Source organism: Clostridium algoriphilum (assembly GCF_020443705.1).
Lineage (GTDB): Bacteria > Bacillota > Clostridia > Clostridiales > Clostridiaceae > Clostridium_AD > Clostridium_AD algoriphilum.
Genome location: NZ_JAIZZK010000035.1, coordinates 18135 through 34642, shown reverse-complemented (window position 1 = coordinate 34642; position 16508 = coordinate 18135). Strand labels below are relative to the sequence as shown.

18 protein-coding genes are annotated in these 16508 nt (G+C 31.7%); 9 read left to right on the top strand and 9 right to left on the bottom strand.

The window, feature by feature from the left end; genetic code table 11:
• Positions 1–173: 173 nt before the first annotated feature.
• From LGK95_RS18580 to LGK95_RS18560, 5 genes are all read right to left on the bottom strand, one after another.
• Positions 174–665 (bottom strand): hypothetical protein, encoded by a 492-nt coding sequence (locus LGK95_RS18580; protein WP_226126411.1) that lies wholly within the window; start codon positions 663–665, stop codon positions 174–176.
• Positions 666–787: 122 nt separating this feature from the next.
• Positions 788–2089: an acetyl-CoA hydrolase/transferase family protein gene (locus tag LGK95_RS18575; protein ID WP_226126410.1), complete on the bottom strand. Its 1302-nt coding sequence runs from the start codon at positions 2087–2089 to the stop codon at positions 788–790.
• 137 nt (positions 2090–2226) lie between these two features.
• Positions 2227–2919 (bottom strand): S1 family peptidase, encoded by a 693-nt coding sequence (locus LGK95_RS18570; protein WP_226126409.1) that lies wholly within the window; start codon positions 2917–2919, stop codon positions 2227–2229.
• 243 nt (positions 2920–3162) lie between these two features.
• Positions 3163–4062, bottom strand: coding sequence for a polysaccharide deacetylase family protein (locus LGK95_RS18565; protein ID WP_226126408.1), 900 nt, complete (start codon positions 4060–4062; stop codon positions 3163–3165).
• A gap of 165 nt (positions 4063–4227) precedes the next feature.
• The gene (locus LGK95_RS18560; protein WP_226126407.1) at positions 4228–4419 is read right to left on the bottom strand and encodes a DUF6116 family protein; all 192 of its coding nucleotides are present in this window, start codon (positions 4417–4419) and stop codon (positions 4228–4230) included.
• Between the two features lie 256 nt (positions 4420–4675).
• Between LGK95_RS18560 and LGK95_RS18555 the strand changes: the two genes are divergently transcribed.
• Entirely contained in the window at positions 4676–5116 is a 441-nt protein-coding gene (locus tag LGK95_RS18555; RefSeq protein WP_226126406.1) for a GatB/YqeY domain-containing protein, read from the top strand.
• Positions 5117–5176: 60 nt separating this feature from the next.
• On the opposite strand, the gene LGK95_RS18550 is transcribed toward LGK95_RS18555, so the two are convergent.
• Positions 5177–5476, bottom strand: a complete 300-nt coding sequence (locus LGK95_RS18550; RefSeq protein ID WP_226126405.1) for a hypothetical protein — start codon at positions 5474–5476, stop codon at positions 5177–5179.
• Between the two features lie 226 nt (positions 5477–5702).
• Between LGK95_RS18550 and LGK95_RS18545 the strand changes: the two genes are divergently transcribed.
• Entirely contained in the window at positions 5703–5852 is a 150-nt protein-coding gene (locus LGK95_RS18545; RefSeq protein ID WP_226126404.1) for a lmo0937 family membrane protein, read from the top strand.
• A gap of 152 nt (positions 5853–6004) precedes the next feature.
• Here the strand turns inward: LGK95_RS18545 and LGK95_RS18540 are convergent, their stop codons facing one another.
• Entirely contained in the window at positions 6005–6904 is a 900-nt protein-coding gene (locus LGK95_RS18540; protein WP_319001943.1) for an IS3 family transposase, read from the bottom strand.
• Positions 6898–7581 carry a transposase gene (locus LGK95_RS18535; RefSeq protein WP_226126403.1) on the bottom strand — a complete coding sequence of 228 codons (684 nt, stop codon included), beginning with the start codon at positions 7579–7581 and terminating at the stop codon, positions 6898–6900. Before LGK95_RS18535 ends, LGK95_RS18540 begins: the two co-directional genes overlap by 7 nt.
• Before the next feature lie 343 nt (positions 7582–7924).
• On the opposite strand from LGK95_RS18535, the gene LGK95_RS22540 reads away from it, so the two are divergent.
• Positions 7925–8047, top strand: a complete 123-nt coding sequence (locus LGK95_RS22540) for a hypothetical protein (RefSeq protein ID WP_264174606.1) — start codon at positions 7925–7927, stop codon at positions 8045–8047.
• Positions 8048–8152: 105 nt separating this feature from the next.
• Here the strand turns inward: LGK95_RS22540 and eat are convergent, their stop codons facing one another.
• Entirely contained in the window at positions 8153–9487 is a 1335-nt protein-coding gene (gene eat, locus LGK95_RS18530; protein WP_226126402.1) for an ethanolamine permease, read from the bottom strand.
• 443 nt (positions 9488–9930) lie between these two features.
• On the opposite strand from eat, the gene LGK95_RS18525 reads away from it, so the two are divergent.
• The 6 genes from LGK95_RS18525 (at position 9931) to ald (ending at position 16384) form a co-directional block, all read left to right on the top strand.
• The gene (locus LGK95_RS18525; protein ID WP_226126401.1) at positions 9931–11337 is read left to right on the top strand and encodes an ethanolamine ammonia-lyase reactivating factor EutA; all 1407 of its coding nucleotides are present in this window, start codon (positions 9931–9933) and stop codon (positions 11335–11337) included.
• A gap of 33 nt (positions 11338–11370) precedes the next feature.
• Positions 11371–12729 (top strand): ethanolamine ammonia-lyase subunit EutB, encoded by a 1359-nt coding sequence (locus LGK95_RS18520; RefSeq protein ID WP_226126400.1) that lies wholly within the window; start codon positions 11371–11373, stop codon positions 12727–12729.
• Positions 12730–12739: 10 nt separating this feature from the next.
• Positions 12740–13510 (top strand): ethanolamine ammonia-lyase subunit EutC, encoded by a 771-nt coding sequence (gene eutC, locus LGK95_RS18515; RefSeq protein ID WP_226126399.1) that lies wholly within the window; start codon positions 12740–12742, stop codon positions 13508–13510.
• A gap of 102 nt (positions 13511–13612) precedes the next feature.
• Complete coding sequence (locus LGK95_RS18510) at positions 13613–14446, top strand: MBL fold metallo-hydrolase (RefSeq protein WP_226126398.1); 834 nt, start codon at positions 13613–13615, stop codon at positions 14444–14446.
• A 310-nt stretch (positions 14447–14756) separates the two neighbouring features.
• Positions 14757–15215 (top strand): Lrp/AsnC family transcriptional regulator, encoded by a 459-nt coding sequence (locus tag LGK95_RS18505; RefSeq protein ID WP_226126397.1) that lies wholly within the window; start codon positions 14757–14759, stop codon positions 15213–15215.
• Between the two features lie 20 nt (positions 15216–15235).
• Positions 15236–16384, top strand: coding sequence for an alanine dehydrogenase (gene ald, locus LGK95_RS18500; protein ID WP_226126396.1), 1149 nt, complete (start codon positions 15236–15238; stop codon positions 16382–16384).
• Positions 16385–16508 lie beyond the last annotated feature (124 nt).

Sequence of the window (16508 nt, the reverse complement as noted above, 5' to 3'; positions counted from 1 at the left end):
CAACTAAAAACAAAACTGACACCATATGAAAAACGGTGTCAGCTTACGTAAATTCAAGATATTCTATGGTAGGGGTTTATTTTTAGTGTCCATTAACCATGGTTCAGTTCATTTCGTAGGTGTTTTCTTTCCTTTTTCGTGTTTTAAGTTGTATTACTTGTAATTTAAAACTATTAATTTTTGGCTCCTTTTTTTAGGAGTGCATAGTTTGTATAATAAGCTACTATAATCATAATTACTCCATATGAATTTGGAATTATTAAGTTAGTATCTTTAAATATGTTTTCATAAATATGTAGTGGTGTTAAATAAACTGCAACACCCATTGATATTAACATTCCAATGGCAGGTAGTATTATCATTAATGATTTTATTCTTGATATCTCGGCGCTAATGTAATAAAAAATTACACAACAAACCCAAAAACTTAATAGAAGCCATTCGTGAGATACCCTAATATTAAATTTAGTTTTGAAATAAGTAATATTTAATATAACTATAACAATTAAGACAATTATGGGAGCAATAATAGCTAATTTCAACATAACATCTAATCTTTGTTTTATTTTAAAATCTATTTCTTTATAATAGCTATAAAAAACATTCTTTGAAAATATCATTAATAAAACTGTTAATAAACTAGATACTAAAATTAAGTATGACAAATTGTTTTCGCCTCCTTATGAACTATTACAATATAACAATTCTATTATATTGTAATAACAACATAGGTTTCAAGTATTAATTTAGAAACATTCTAAAAAATCAAAAGCCATATACCCATTAACTAAAACTCACACTTAAATATGTTCTTAAATTCTTCTATTAGTCCTTCTCTAAAATCTGGATGCGCAATATTTATTAAGGCTCTCGCTCTATCTCTTAAAGTTTTACCTTTAAGGTGAGCTATTCCATACTCTGTAACTATATAATCCACATCTGTCCTCGAGGTTGTAACTACTGCTCCGGCACCTAATACTGGAACTATTTTTGAAATCTTTCCTTTTGATGCTGTTGATGGTATGGCGATTATTGATATACCATCTTCGCTCATACTTACACCACGTACAAAATCAACTTGTCCGCCTACACCACTGATTTGTCTTCTACCTATACTTTCTGAGCACACCTGTCCCATTAGATCTACCTGTACACAAGCATTTATAGAAACCATTTTATAATTTTTCATAATAACAATAGGATCATTCACATAATCCACAGGATACATTTCAACCAAAGGATTATTATTAACAAAATCATAAAGTCTTTTAGTTCCCATAAGGAAGGATACAACAATTGTTCCCGGATGAAGAGTTTTCATCTTATTAGTTATTACACCTGCTTCAACTAATTCAACTACTCCATCTGATATCATTTCTGAATGTATTCCTAAATTTCTTTTGTCCTTTAAGAATAAAAGAACTGCCTCAGGGATAGCACCTATTCCAAGTTGTAGCGTTGAACCATCCTCAACTAAGGAAGCACAATGCTCTCCAATCTTTTTTTCAACTTCCCCAATTTTAGGTGGTGGTAGTTCAATTATTGGATGAGATGTTTCAACTATATAGTCTATATCTGATAAATGAATAAATGAATCTCCCATAGTTCTAGGCATCTTATCGTTTATCTCTGCAATTACGATCTTTGCATTTTCTGCAGCAGGTTTTGTATAATCATTTGATACCCCGAAACTACAATACCCATGCTCATTTGGAGAACTAACCTGAACTAAAGCTACATCTACCGGCATATACCCTTTGCTAAATAACTTAGGGACTTGATGGAAGAAGCAAGGTGTAAAATCTCCTCTTCCAGATTCAATAGCATCCCTTGTAGGTGTGCTTGCAAATATAGAATTATTGCGAAAATTTTTTTCCATTCCACTTTTCGCATATTCGCCCTTGCCAAGTACTACTAAATTAACTATTTCTACATTTCTGTAGTTTTCCTTATTAGCGACCATTGCATCAATTAATACTGTTGGTTCCCCAGCTGCATGACCCACAACGACTCTATCTCCAGATTTAATATAAGTAACCGCTTCTTCAGGTTTAACAATCCTCCTTTTATAAATCCCTTTCCATTCCATAAAATCCCTCCTTCTTATTTACACTTATTCTATATCTTATGCCAGTATTAATATTAATAAGACACCAAAATATATTGATGTCTCACTAATATGTTCCCGGGAAATATTGATGATTGGCTTTTAAATTTTATAATTATCTAGTTTAGTTTTATTCCACTTTTTTTAGCTAGATTAATAATATCTATGGATGGAACCCATAAAGATATTGCCACTTGCTCCATACTTTGTAGGCCATTAATTGTGTTAGTATTTATCCTTGCACCAACAAGCATTCCAAAAATATTGCCATTAACTAAGAATCCTGGACACCCACTAGATCCCCCATACATTAAATTATTTGTCTCATATGTTGATAATACTCTTCCTGAACTAAGAGTTTCACTTATATTTGCCGAAATATATGCACTTTGGAATCTTTCTACCACATTGAATTCTGTTCCTGTAGATAAAAATTCTGTAGTTGAAAGTGGAAAACCTATGGACCCACAAGCAGTACCCATACCTACAAAATTAGAATCAAGATAAAGAGACTTTATTGAGCGAGGATTATCTATTCTCAGCAGTGCGACATCTCTAATTGGATCTTCATCAATTAAGACAGCACTCTCCAGTGGTTGCCCAATGTCAGAAGCACAAATCACATTAAACCGCTTATGTCTTGGATTATTACTATTATGTTCTACGTGTATACAATGTGCAGCCATGGCCAAAATACCTGGTGCTATCATAAAACCTGTACCATTACACCAGGTTTTACTATTACCTAATTGAGTCGATGATAGCGTACCATAAATTCCACCACTATTTTGCCTACATGCTTCTCTAAACATATTATCCCCCCTAACTTCCCAGAATGTAATAGGATGTTACTTAAACTTCTTATTCATTCTATTTTGTAGTACCTATAGCCTTATTATATGTATATGGTGATATAATTGAACATAAAATAAGAGGGTAAGAACGATTTATTTCGTTCTTACCCTCTTATAAATTTAACAAATTGATAGTATATACTTCTTGAAGCGCAAACTATACATTACCTTAGATGTTAAATTTAACAATCTAATAATTTTTTAAGGAAGCTCATTTAAAGTTTTAAATTCATAACCCTGACTCTTCCACTCCTTAATAAGGCTGTCAAGAATCTCCGCATTGGTTTTTGATACTGCATGAAGCAGACATATCATCCCCGGTTTTGTTTGCTTTAAAAGATTCTCTTTTGATGTTTCAGGATCAGGCTGATTGTTAGGGTCATAATCATGATAAGCAAGTGAAAAGAATATTGATTTGTAACCAAGTTTTTGAGTGTAATAAAGAGAAAGTTCACTGAAATCTCCCATAGGAGGTCTGAAAAAATTCGACATTTTTAAACCACTAATATTATTTACAGTAGTTTCGTTTTCTGTAATTTCCGAATTAAAACTAGTTTCATCCGTTATAGACGGCATGGATTTATGATGCACTGAATGATTTCCGATAATATGGCCTTCATCATTCATTCTTTTTACAAGATCAATATCTTTTATACCATTAAATGAACCTGTTACATAAGGCTCAGTTACAAAAAAAGCAGCTTTAACATTATTAGCTTTTAATGTATCAAGAATGCTAGCTGTATAACCATTCTCATATCCTTCATCAAATGTTAAATAAATTACTTTTTTAGATAAATCGCCAAAGGCATACCCATGATACTTTGATAATAAGGTTGAATTATCTCTTGGTGAGTACAACCATGACCAGTTAATTGTTTTTCTTTGCAGACTTGATGTATCATTTAATATAACTTTAGTAAATGTTTTTGACCCAATTTTGGTTGACTTATTATTCGTATTTTTATTCTCGTCAGTTTTACTGCTGATACTTTTTTGATATGTACTCGTATTTGTCTCTTTTGAATTCTGTCCGTTATTTATACACCCAGGAATAGCAAGCACTAAGACTAATATTAATGCTAATTTTTTAAATTGCAAATGAACCACCTCTATGTGTATTTTTCTACACTAATAATTTTAATATAATTCTTGTCTAAAAAGCTAATTATATTATATTATTATTGCCTTATTCAATATGTGCTAATCACCCTTTCTTAAGTCTTCTTAAGAATATAGAGCTCCTCATTTATACAATTCAATTATCTATCTTTCTATCTTTTTAACCGATTTTGCCTTCTTTATTTTAATTATAATTGGTAATACCATCAATACTTCGTCAAGGTATGGTATAGGATCTGGTATAAATATGTTAATTATAAATAAAATAGCCTCTAATTTTGCTGGTAATTTTAAATAAACAATTACAACTACTATTAATAAAATAATTGATAACATACGGTACCCCCTATTTAAATTTATATTTAATAAAAATCATTTATATGTTTTAGCCATCTCTTAGCTATTATACCATTTTATAGTATATCTTTTTATATGTATTATTTTGTATGACTTAGCTAAATACTAATAAATATCAAAATAAACGAAATCTTTCTGAACATATTCTGTTATAAGAGTATAATGTATATATGCAATATATAAAGTAACAAGATAATTTGCTGAAGTTACTAAATCATTTAGGAGGTAAATACATATGTTAAAACAAACACTAAAAGCAGATATTATTAAATATATGAAAAGTAAAGATAAGGTGAGGTTAACTAATTTAAGAACTTTAATGGCTGACGTTAAATATAAAGAAATGGATTTAAAAAGAGAACTAACAGATGACGAGTTAGTGGTTATTATTGAGAAAACAATCAAACAATTAAATGAGACACTTAGCTATGCAAAACAATCTAATAAAGAAGATATTATAGCTGAAACAGAAATAGGTATTGAAATGCTTTCTGTTTATATGCCAAAACAATTAACTGATGATGAAGCTAAAGCAATTATTGCCTCAGTTATTGCTGAAAATGGCTTTAAAGGCAAGGGTGATATGGGAAAGGTTATGAAAGCGAGTATGCTCAAGCTAAAGGGAAAATATGAAGGCAGGAAGGTAAATCCGCTTGTAAATCAATTATTAGCATAGTACAACAAAATCGGTCTTAAAATAGAAATAATTTTCTGTTTTAAGACTGATTTTTATTTATTAATAATTATCTGTAGTTAAGGGCTCTGCAATTGCAGAAGTGTTTTTACTTTCCTCTACCTTGTCAATAAATTCAACATCTTCTAATTTAGCTAGAGCATCCTGTTCTGTTATGTTCCCTAAAATTTTAGCATAAAGAATTATTTCTTTATTTACATCTTCATCCCATTCAAAATCAGTCATTACACTATTAATACCTAAATACTCGCCCATAGTTTCTGCAGTAATATTAAATCCTCTATAAGTATCAAGGCCTTCTTCAGAGATTATAATTTCATAAGTTTTATCTTCCTTTGGCATTATTATTCCTCCCTATAATGTTTTTTTACATACTAACTATAATGTTCTACATATATCTTAAAATATACATAACATAATCGTCCATTACCATCTTTCATAATTTTTAACATTTAATTCTAAAGATATACATAATATTTTAATTGTATATATATTATTCCTTTGATATACTTGAAGCATATTTAGAGATATTCAATAAACAAAGATATATGTGGAAGGTGGTGTTTATATGGGACTTTTACGTTGGATAGGTGGAATCGTAGTATTTTTTTGGGTTTTGGGTTTAATATTTAAAGTAGGTGGCGGCTTGATACATATGCTACTTGTAATAGCGGTCGTAGTATTTATCGTTGATAAGATTTCAGGAAAAAGATCCTAGTAAACTGTTATATAAACATAAGATTTAATTAAAAGCAGTGTTATAAATATAACTATTTTAAGGGAATCCATCTGAACTGCTCCCTGTCAAGTAGACAGTGGAAATAATTAAAGATTTTATGTAAGGCGTCTATCGTTTGGTAGGCGCTTTGATTATGCTGCATTACCTAATAGATATCGCTGATATTCTATTGGTGTCATGCACTTTAAACGTTTTTGATAACGTCTATTATTATAATATTCTATATAGTTTTCAGTAGCTTTCTTTAAGCTTTCATAGTCTTCAAATTTATGAAGATAATACATTTCCGTTTTTAAGATTCCCCAAAATCCTTCCATTGGACCATTATCAATACAATGCCCAACCCTCGACATGCTCTGTATCATTCCAGCTTTTTTTAGTTTTTCTTTAAATATTTTTGAAGTATACTGGAAACCTCGGTCACTATGAAATATTGGTTTAGCATCAGGGTATACTTTAACAGCAAGATTAAAGGTTTCATAAACCAATTGGTTATTATTAGAATGACCAATGACATATGAAACAATACTTCTATCACCTAAATCAAATATTGCACTTAGATAAGCCTTTTGTCCACTTCTCCCATATTTAAACTCGGTTACATCTGTAAGCCATTTTTCATTGACTTGTTCTGCTTTGAAATTTCTATCCAAAATATTTTCTGCAGTAACTTCAGGAGTTGACTTAATATAATTATATCTTTTTTTTCTGCATACGGATTTTAATCCTAATATCTGCATCAGACGATAAATTCGTTTATAATTAACTTTTTTATTATATTCTCTACGGATTTTAATCGTCATCTGGCGATAGCCTAAGATACCGTCATTTTCTTCATATAACTCACAAATAAGCTTTAATAATTCTTCGTTTTTCAATACTCGGTTGCTTTTTTCTCTGTGTAGCCATTTATAATATGCAGAATGGCTAACGCCGCCTATAATGCACAACTCAGTTATAGGAAATTTATCTTTGTTAGATAATTCTTGGATTGCAAGATAAGTATCTTCGTATCTAGCTTCGCTTAATATCGCCTTCTTTCTATCTCTTGGATTTTTTTTAGAAGAGCATTCTCCATCCGTAATCTTCTATTTTGTGCTTCTAAAAGCTTGTATTGAGCTTTTAGCTTTTCATCTTCTGTCATTAACTCTTCAGCCTTTGGCTTTCCACGTCGGTCCACAAGCCCTTCAATACCAAACTGATTATACTTCTTCATCCAGGTATAAATCTGAGGATAAGATACCTTATATTTTTCAACAGTTTTATTATAATTGTTATTGTTTTCAATACAGTACTTTATGATTTCAATGCGTTCAATATAAGAAGTTTTGCGTCCTTTGGTCATGATTATTTTTCCTCCTGTTCCAGAAGATTTTATATTTTCATGACCATTATACTTCTTTATCCAATTGCATAAAACTGTATTTGAAGAAATATGATACTTAATGCATAAATCATTCAGTGAGCCATGCCCATCAAGATATTCTTTTACAATGTTAATCTTGGTTTTGGCAGTATAAGAAGTATTTTTGCTAGAATGTTTTAACCCAGCTTCACCTTCTGATTTATATCGTATTACCCATTTTTGAAAAGAACTCTTATGTACTTGAAGTTTGTTGCATAAACTTAACATACTAGCTTTTCCATTTAAATATGATGTTACAGCCTCAATTTTTTGTTGGTCTGAGATAGTTGATTTTCTTCCCATAAAAAAATAGCCCTCCTTATACTAAACAGTTTTATTATTTTACTGTCTACCATAAGGGGAGCATATCAATCATTGGATTCCCTTAACTGTGTAAAACCCTGTTAGTACTTAACACAAATATTGTTTAATCATAGGAATAGCCAGTGTTAATAGTATTCTCAGTTGTTAGTACTTAACATATGACAACTTAATATAACAATAACCGTTAGTAAAGAGTATAATATGATATAAGCATCAACTGTTATGATAAATTAGATTATGTTAAATTCAATTAACAATTTAACATATACTTAAAAGTGTTATATAATTAAACAATAGTATAAAAGTGGAGGTAATATAATTTATGAAAAAGAGCAAAAAAGCGTTAGTACTTATAACAGCAATATTTGTAGTCGCTGGAATCGTAGAAAATGTTAAAACAAAACCAAGAACATTTACACTTAAACCACCAGTAGATCACAACTAAAGTAAACTTTAACGCATCAAAAATTGGATTTAACTTAATTATGCACAAAAAAATATCCACCCTTTTGGGTGAATGCTTTCTATCTAAGATATATTATTAAAAACACTAGCTAATTTTTTCAGATCTATCTTCTTCGTATTCTTTTTCTCTAGATGCATTTTTTATTAATTTAGTATAAATAAAATAGTAACAAATTGCAATGGCAAATGCTCCTATAACCCAAATAATAGTTGCTGCATTAGATACTACCATAGCTACCAAAAGTATAACCGCAGTTACTAGTGCTACTGCAGGTACTATTGGATAGTAAACCTTATAAGGCCGCTCCAAATTGGGTTGTTTCTTTCTTAACATAAATAAGGATATCATACTTATTATATATAAAACTACTGCTCCAAATGTTGAAATAACTATTATTGTAGCCGTTTTACCGGTTAATATAAATATCATTCCTACAAGGCTTGGTAATATTATTGCATTTACTGGCGTTCCCTGCTTATTAACCTTAGCTAAAACAGCTGGAAAATATCCTGCCCTCGACATTGCAAAAGCTTGCCTTGAGTATGCAATAATTATACCGTGAAGACTGGCAATAAGTCCAAATAATCCTATAAAACTCATTATCTTTGATAAAATATTTCCAACTCCATATATAGCTTCAAGAGCCTTCGGAAGTGGTGAATCTGTTTTACTGAGCGCTATTGGATCAATATTAGCTGCAGTAACAAAAAATGTAAGTAATGAAAGAATTACTAGTGTTATTATTCCTAGTATAAACCCCTTTGGAATATCTTTTTTAGGATTCTTACATTCCTCCGCTGCCATGGCACCGCCTTCAACTGCCAAGTAAAACCATATCGCATATGGAATAGCTGCGAATATTCCTTTAAATCCACCTCTAAACATGTCACCATCTGTGATATTGCTTATATTCACATGTGTTATACCTGCTCCAGCAAATAGTAATAATCCTACTATAGCTACAATCGTTACAACTAATTCAACCCTAGCTGCTGTTTCAACGCCAAGACAATTTATCAGTACAAATAATGCATAACATACAAGTGCCGCTACAACAACAGGTATCCCTGGAACTAGAAAATGAATATACGCTCCAACGGCAAGTGCTATAGCCGGAGTTGCAAATAGAAATTCTATTAGACAAGCAAATCCTGCTAGGAATCCTCCAAAATCTCCCATGGCTCTACTGGAATATTCTGATGGACCACCAGCATGAGGTATAGCCGTAGACAATTCCGCATAACTAAACATAAAGGTTGTATAGAAAATTGTTACTATTAAAATTGCTATAATGAATCCTATTGGGCTTGTAAAATCTAAAGCATAGTTCCAACCACAATACATGCCTGATATAACCATACCAACTATTATTGCCCACAGTTGTACGGGGTTTAAAGTCTTCTTTAATTCACTGTTCATAATTAAGCCCTCCTAAATTTCTAATTAATTTCAACAAATAAACATATTTGTTTTGATTTTTTAGTGTAAGTGAGCACACTAAAATTATTAATTCAAAATATTAAAAGGTATTCTGTGCAGAAAACTTAATTGTAGCTTATTATTAGGCACAATATTATCACCCCACTATAATTAAGTCAAGATATAAATGTTAAATAGATGATATAAGTCCATATATTGTGTTATCATTCTTTACATTGTTAAAAAATTATGCTAAAATGACTTAAATTATTAAGGTAATTGCAAAGAAGCATTTTTAAAATATGTTTTGGTTTTAAAATTAAGTGAGAAATAATTTAAAAGACTAATAATATTATTGAAAATGAGCGGAGCTTAAACCTACATGTGTTTGAGTTCTTTTTTTATATTTAAAGGTTTCTGTGCAGGCTATATTGGAGGAAGTTATGAAAACCGAAATTTTAAGTGTTGGCATTGACATTGGTACAACTACGTTACAAGTAATATTCAGCAAAATTTCAGTACAAAACACTGCTAGTTTATTTCTGTTACCAGAAGTAAAAATTACGAGTGCGACGATAATCTACAGGAGCAAAATATATTTTACGCCCTTAATATCAAGAGAAAGAATAGATTTAAAAGCAATAAAGGATATAATTTCATCAGAATATAAAAAATCGAATATTCTAAAAACTGATATATCCACAGGTGCTATAATCATCACTGGTGAAACCTGTAGAAAAGAAAATGCAGAGGAAGTATTAAATTATCTTTCAGACTTTGCAGGTGATTTCGTAGTTGCAACTGCTGGTCCAGACCTTGAGGGAATTCTTGCGGGTTTTGGTGCTGGCGCTGCTTTGGCCTCTAAAAAACACACCTCAAAAGTAGTTAATTTTGATATAGGTGGTGGAACTACTAATGCATCAGTATTTTGGGATGGACAAGCAATAGATTCATTCGCACTAGATATAGGCGGGAGGCTTATACAACTTGATATTGCGGGAACAATAACTTATGTGTCAGATAAAATTAAACCACTAATAAAAAGTTTAAATCTAAATTTATCTTTAGGTGTTACTGCTGATTTTCGAGTTCTAAAACTTCTCACTGATGCAATAGCTAAAATGTTTATTAAAATAAATGGAGAATTAGACTTAGACGTGGAAATTGAAAGACTTTTTATCCATCATAAACATAAGGAAATGCACGCTGAGTTTATTATGTTTTCAGGTGGCGTTGCAGAGTTTATTTACTCGAAAGAGGAAATCGGAACAATGGATACGGTTATTCGCTATGGGGATATCGGTCCCCTTCTAGGCTATTCTATTAGAAAAGTATATGATAACAGCAAAGAGAAAATTTTAGAATCTATTGAAAAAATAAGAGCTACGGTCATTGGAGCAGGTTCTCATTCCTTAAAGCTTAGTGGTAGTACTATAGTATACGACGATACTTTACTACCTATTAAAAACATTCCCATTGTTAAACTTTTTAGTGAAGATGAGGATTTGCCTAATATGCAAAATTTAATTCATGAAAAACTGGAACTATATGATACTACTGCAGTAGCCATTGCCTTTAAAGGGCCTAAATCTCCTAGCTATTTGCAAATAAAATCCATGGCTGAAGCTATTGTTAATGCATTTAAGACTTCCATCAATCCTATAATTGTAATTGTAGAGCAAGACTTTGCAAAGGCTTTAGGTCAGTCCATAAATAATCTTTTGAAAGGTTCTAAAGGAGTTATTTGCCTTGATAAAATTAAAGCTAGCAATGGAGATTATGTAGATATTGGTAAATCAATTTCAAAGGCAGTGCCTGTGGTAATAAAAACATTAATATTTAAGATTTAATATAACTTTAAATAATGAAAGCAGGTGATCTATTTGATATTACAAACAAAACTTTCTGGAAATACATATAACTTTAAAGATGTTAAAGAGGTGCTTGCAAAAGCTAATGAAGAAAAATCAGGCGATATTTTAGCGGGAATAGCAGCAATTAGCACAGCTGAGCGTGTAGCTGCAAAGGTTGTATTATCCGAAATGACCTTAGAAGATTTAAAAAATAACCCCGTAGTTCCATACAATGATGATGAGATTACGAGAGTAATACAAGATTCTGTAGAATTAGATGCCTTCAATAGAATTAAAGACATGAGTGTAGGCTCTTTTAGAGAATTTATATTAAGATCTGATGATTCTGTTATAAAAGAAATAAGAGGTGGTTTAACTGCTGAGATGATAGCTGGTGTTACTAAACTTATGAGCAATATGGATTTAGTTTATGCAGCTGCAAAAATAGAAAACATTGCAACATGTAACACTACTATTGGTATAAAAGGTACTTTCTCATCAAGACTCCAACCTAATCATTCAACAGATGATTTAGATGGAATTATGGCTTCAGTAATGGATGGTATAAGTTACGGTATTGGAGATGCAGTTATAGGATTAAACCCAGTAATTGATTCAACAGATAATGTATATGCTATTTTAACAAAGTTCAAAGAATTTATGATTAAGTGGGATATTCCTACTCAAAACTGTGTACTCGCTCATGTGACTACCCAAATGGAAGCCCTAAAGAAAGGTGCTCCCATGGATTTAATGTTTCAAAGCCTTGCTGGTTCTCAAAAATCAAATGAAGCTTTTGGGATTAGCGTAGCCCTTATGGATGAGGCCTACGAACTAATGAAAAATAATAAAAGCTCAAAGGGACCTAACTTTATGTATTTTGAAACAGGTCAAGGGTCTGAATTATCATCAGGTGGTCATAATGGTGCAGATCAGCTCACCATGGAGGCTAGATGTTATGGTTTTGCTAAAAGATATAAACCCTTTTTAGTAAACACAGTAGTTGGTTTTATAGGGCCAGAATATTTATATGATGGAAAACAAGTTATGCGAGCAGGTCTCGAAGATCATTTTATGGGCAAATTAACAGGACTTCCAATGGGTGTAGACGTATGTTATACAAACCATATGAAAGCAGATCAAAATGATTTAGAAAATCTAGCTTTGCTGCTTTCTTTAGCTAATTGCACATATTACATGGGAATTCCTGGTGGTGATGATGTTATGCTTATGTATCAAACTACTAGTTATCATGATATTGCAACCATTAGGCAACTTACGGTCAAAGGTCCTATTAAAGAATTTCAAAATAGAATGGAAGCTCTTGGTATAATGAAAAATGAAAGACTTACTGAAGCAGCGGGAGACCCTTCTATATTTACAATTTAGGAGTGATATTATGGAAAATGAATTTGCACAAGATATATCCAGTATTGATTACACATCAAGAGTAACTATAGACAACCCTATAGATATGGAAAGTTGTGTTAGACTAAAAAAAACTACTAATGCAAGAATATGTATAGGAAGAGCCGGCGATAGATTCAAAACTGAGACTCTTTTAAGATTTAGTGCTGACCATGCCGTTGCAATAGACTCCATATGGTCTCACGTAGATGAAACTATTATAGATGAACTTGCATTTCTTAAGGTTCAAACTTTAATAGAAGATAAAGAAGAGTATATTACAAGGCCAGATTTCGGAAGATCTTTTTCGGGTGAAACTATTAATAATATAGAAAATAAATGCATCCATAAACCTGATGTTCAAATTATTGTAGCAGACGGTCTTAGTTCTCATGCAATAGATGCAAACATAAAAGATATTTACCCTATTATTGTGGATGGTTTAAATGCTAAAGGATATAAACTAGGTACCCCTATATTTGTTAAATATGGGAGAGTTGCCACCATGGATAAAATTAGCGAAGCACTAAATGCTAAAGTTACAATATTACTTATAGGTGAGCGCCCGGGCCTTGCAACTGGGGATAGCATGAGTTCTTACATGGCTTATGAATCTAGCACTTTAAAACCAGAGTCTCAAAGAACTGTAGTGTCAAATATTCATAAAAATGGGACCCCACCAGTAGAAGCTGGTGCAGAAATTGTTTCTTTAGTAGAACTTATGATGAGTAAACAAATTAGTGGTGTTGAATTAAAAATATAATAATTATAAATATGTTCAAACTAACCTTACAATTGTATAAAAACTCTTATTATACAAATAATAACCTTCAGTAAAGTAATTTAATCACTGGAGGCGATATTAATGGGAAATAAAATAATTGAAGCAGTATCTGCAGTGACATCATCATCGCAACTAATTATTCCCGATATACTTGAATTGCAGTTTACCATCGTAAACGCTTGCGTAGTAGGTGACCCAGAATCTAAATTTAATGAATGGGTACTAATAGACACAGGACTTGAAAATTCTGCGGAGTTTATATTAAAATCAACTGAAAAACGCTTTGGCACAGGTAGCCGCCCACAAGCAATTGTACTTACACATGGACATTTTGATCATGTTGGTTCAGTAATTAGACTTGCTAATTTTTGGGATGTTCCAGTTTATATTCACCATTTAGAAATACCATATATAACAGGTAAGAAAGATTATCCTGCTTCAGATACAACTGTAGACGGTGGCATCGTAGCCAAAATGTCAGCCACATATCCTCGTACAAGTATAAACCTGGGTTATCGAGCTATAGAACTTCCACCTGATGGTAGCATTCCTTGCATGCCTGGTTGGAAATGGATACATACGCCAGGTCATACCGAGGGACATATTTCATTGTTCCGGGAAAAAGATCGTGTTCTTATAGTTGGAGATGCATTTTGCACAATAAAACAAGAGTCGCTTTTGTCTGTATTGACTCAAAAAGAACAGATAAGTGGACCTCCTAAATACTTAACAATGAATTGGGAAGAAGCAGAGAAGTCTGTGAAACGACTACAAGAATTAAAACCATTACTCGCGTTGCCGAGTCACGGTAAACCTTTAAAAGGTAAGGAATTAGCACGTCATCTAGAACTATTAACTCAACGTTTTAAAGATATATCGAAACCTGGAAATAGTCGTTATGTTGATAAATATTAATTCTTATTATAAATAACTATAGGGTGTTCATAACATCCTATAGTTATTTTTTTGTGTTTTACAGCAAATCCGAATCTACCACTATCTAATTTTATAGTTTAATTTCATAAATATAAACCAATATAACAGGTATATACTCCAAACCACCTTATTTTTTTAGGTTAATGAAACTTAGTAAACGTAATCACTTAATTAATTAATCTACAATAAGTATTTCCTTAAAAAATTATGCAATTATGGGTAAAGTCTTTAATTTATTAATTGATATGCTATAATATACCTAATAATATTATTTACGAGGTGATCATGTATGGACAATATCGATATTAAAATACTGAAACTTTTACAACAAAATTCTAGAGTTACCGCTTCTGAAATAAGTACCCGAATTAATTTATCCGTACCTGCAGTAGGCGATAGATTAAAAAAACTTGATGCGGCAGGCATTATAGAAAAATATACTATAATATTAAGTGCTAAAAAATTAAACAAACATCTTATGATAATAATGTTTGTATCACTTGAATCACCAAAATATACAGATGTCTTTATTAATACGATTCAATTAGATAATGAAATTGTGGAATGTCACTACCTAGCTGGTGATTACGACTATGTTTTAAAGATAATTACAGAAAGTACAGAAAGTTTAGAAAAAATTTTGAATAAGATAAAAAATATACCAGGAGTTCAAAAAACAAAGACTACAGTTTCTCTTTCTACAATAAAAAATAATTATTCTATTATACCAAGCGAAATTATAAATTAAATATTTAGGAGGTTTTTATTATGATAATTGGAGTTCCAAAGGAAATTAAAAACAATGAAAATAGAGTCGCTATAACCCCTGATGGTGTACATGCTTTAGTTGCTAATGGACATCAGGTTTTAATCGAAAAATCAGCTGGAGTTGGAAGTGGCATAGAAGACAAAGACTATATATTAGTTGGTGCTAAAATACTCGATAAAAACACAGAAGTTTTTGATGGAGCTGACATTATTGTAAAAGTTAAAGAACCTTTAGAATGTGAATATGATTTATTCAAAGAAAATCAGGCTCTATTCACTTATCTTCACTTAGCACCAAACAAATCACTTACAAGTGCATTGCTTAAGAAGAAAATTACAGGTATTGCCTACGAAACAGTTCAACCCAAAGCAGGTAACCTTCCACTTTTAACTCCAATGAGTGAAGTTGCGGGTAGAATGTCAATTCAAGTCGGCGCAACTATTCTTCAAAAATATTATGGTGGCCTTGGTATACTCCTCGGAGGAGTTACTGGAGTTCTTCCTGGAGAAGTTGTAATTATTGGTGGTGGAGCTGTCGGCCTTAATGCAGCAAAAATGGCCGTTGGTCTTGGAGCAAGGGTTACAATTCTTGATATTAACAAGACTCGACTTGCTTGCCTTGATGATATATTTCTAGGCAAAGTTTCTACACTTGTTTGTAATCAATATAATATTGCAGAGATGGCTAAAAAAGCAGATTTACTAATCGGTGCTGTTTTAGTTGCCGGATCTCGCGCACCAAAGCTAGTTACAACTGAGATTGTTAAATCAATGAAAAGAGGATCCGTTATAGTTGACGTAGCAATAGATCAAGGTGGCTCTGTAGAAACAATAGATAGAGTGACAACTCATGATAACCCTTGTTTCGAGAAATATGGAGTTATCCATTACTCAGTCGCAAATATGCCTGGAGCTGTTCCAAAAACTTCAACCTATTCACTTACTGGTTCAACTCTTCCTTATTTATTAGACATTGCTAACAAAGGCGTTGTAACCGCTATACTTGAAGATGATGCCCTACTCGCAGGTTTAAATACTTATAAAGGATTTGTAACTTACAAAGCTGTGTCCGAGAGCCTAGGAATTAGGTATAAGTCCCCTAAAGAATTATTAAAGGAGCCTAACTGTAAAATTGGTCGCTCTGCATAAATTAAAGTAAAAAATTATTAATCTAAAGATAGTATGTTTTAAAAAACTTAATTATATAATTTTTAGAGACCTAATAATTTAGAATATAAATTATTAGGTCCCTTTGTTTCTTCAATCGCAATAG

What these genes read in the sequence shown, in the direction of transcription:
- LGK95_RS18575 (WP_226126410.1), bottom strand. Translation starts at nt 2,089, where the DNA reads ATGGAATGGAAAGGGATTTATAAAAGGAGGATTGTTAAACCTGAAGAA.
- LGK95_RS18510 (WP_226126398.1), top strand. Translation starts at nt 13,613, where the DNA reads ATGGGAAATAAAATAATTGAAGCAGTATCTGCAGTGACATCATCATCG.
- ald (WP_226126396.1), top strand. Translation starts at nt 15,236, where the DNA reads ATGATAATTGGAGTTCCAAAGGAAATTAAAAACAATGAAAATAGAGTC.
- LGK95_RS18555 (WP_226126406.1), top strand. Translation starts at nt 4,676, where the DNA reads ATGTTAAAACAAACACTAAAAGCAGATATTATTAAATATATGAAAAGT.
- LGK95_RS18525 (WP_226126401.1), top strand. Translation starts at nt 9,931, where the DNA reads ATGAAAACCGAAATTTTAAGTGTTGGCATTGACATTGGTACAACTACG.
- LGK95_RS22540 (WP_264174606.1), top strand. Translation starts at nt 7,925, where the DNA reads ATGAAAAAGAGCAAAAAAGCGTTAGTACTTATAACAGCAATATTTGTA.
- LGK95_RS18505 (WP_226126397.1), top strand. Translation starts at nt 14,757, where the DNA reads ATGGACAATATCGATATTAAAATACTGAAACTTTTACAACAAAATTCT.
- LGK95_RS18560 (WP_226126407.1), bottom strand. Translation starts at nt 4,419, where the DNA reads ATGTTATCAATTATTTTATTAATAGTAGTTGTAATTGTTTATTTAAAA.
- LGK95_RS18545 (WP_226126404.1), top strand. Translation starts at nt 5,703, where the DNA reads ATGGGACTTTTACGTTGGATAGGTGGAATCGTAGTATTTTTTTGGGTT.
- eat (WP_226126402.1), bottom strand. Translation starts at nt 9,487, where the DNA reads ATGAACAGTGAATTAAAGAAGACTTTAAACCCCGTACAACTGTGGGCA.
- LGK95_RS18550 (WP_226126405.1), bottom strand. Translation starts at nt 5,476, where the DNA reads ATGCCAAAGGAAGATAAAACTTATGAAATTATAATCTCTGAAGAAGGC.
- eutC (WP_226126399.1), top strand. Translation starts at nt 12,740, where the DNA reads ATGGAAAATGAATTTGCACAAGATATATCCAGTATTGATTACACATCA.
- LGK95_RS18535 (WP_226126403.1), bottom strand. Translation starts at nt 7,581, where the DNA reads ATGGGAAGAAAATCAACTATCTCAGACCAACAAAAAATTGAGGCTGTA.
- LGK95_RS18570 (WP_226126409.1), bottom strand. Translation starts at nt 2,919, where the DNA reads ATGTTTAGAGAAGCATGTAGGCAAAATAGTGGTGGAATTTATGGTACG.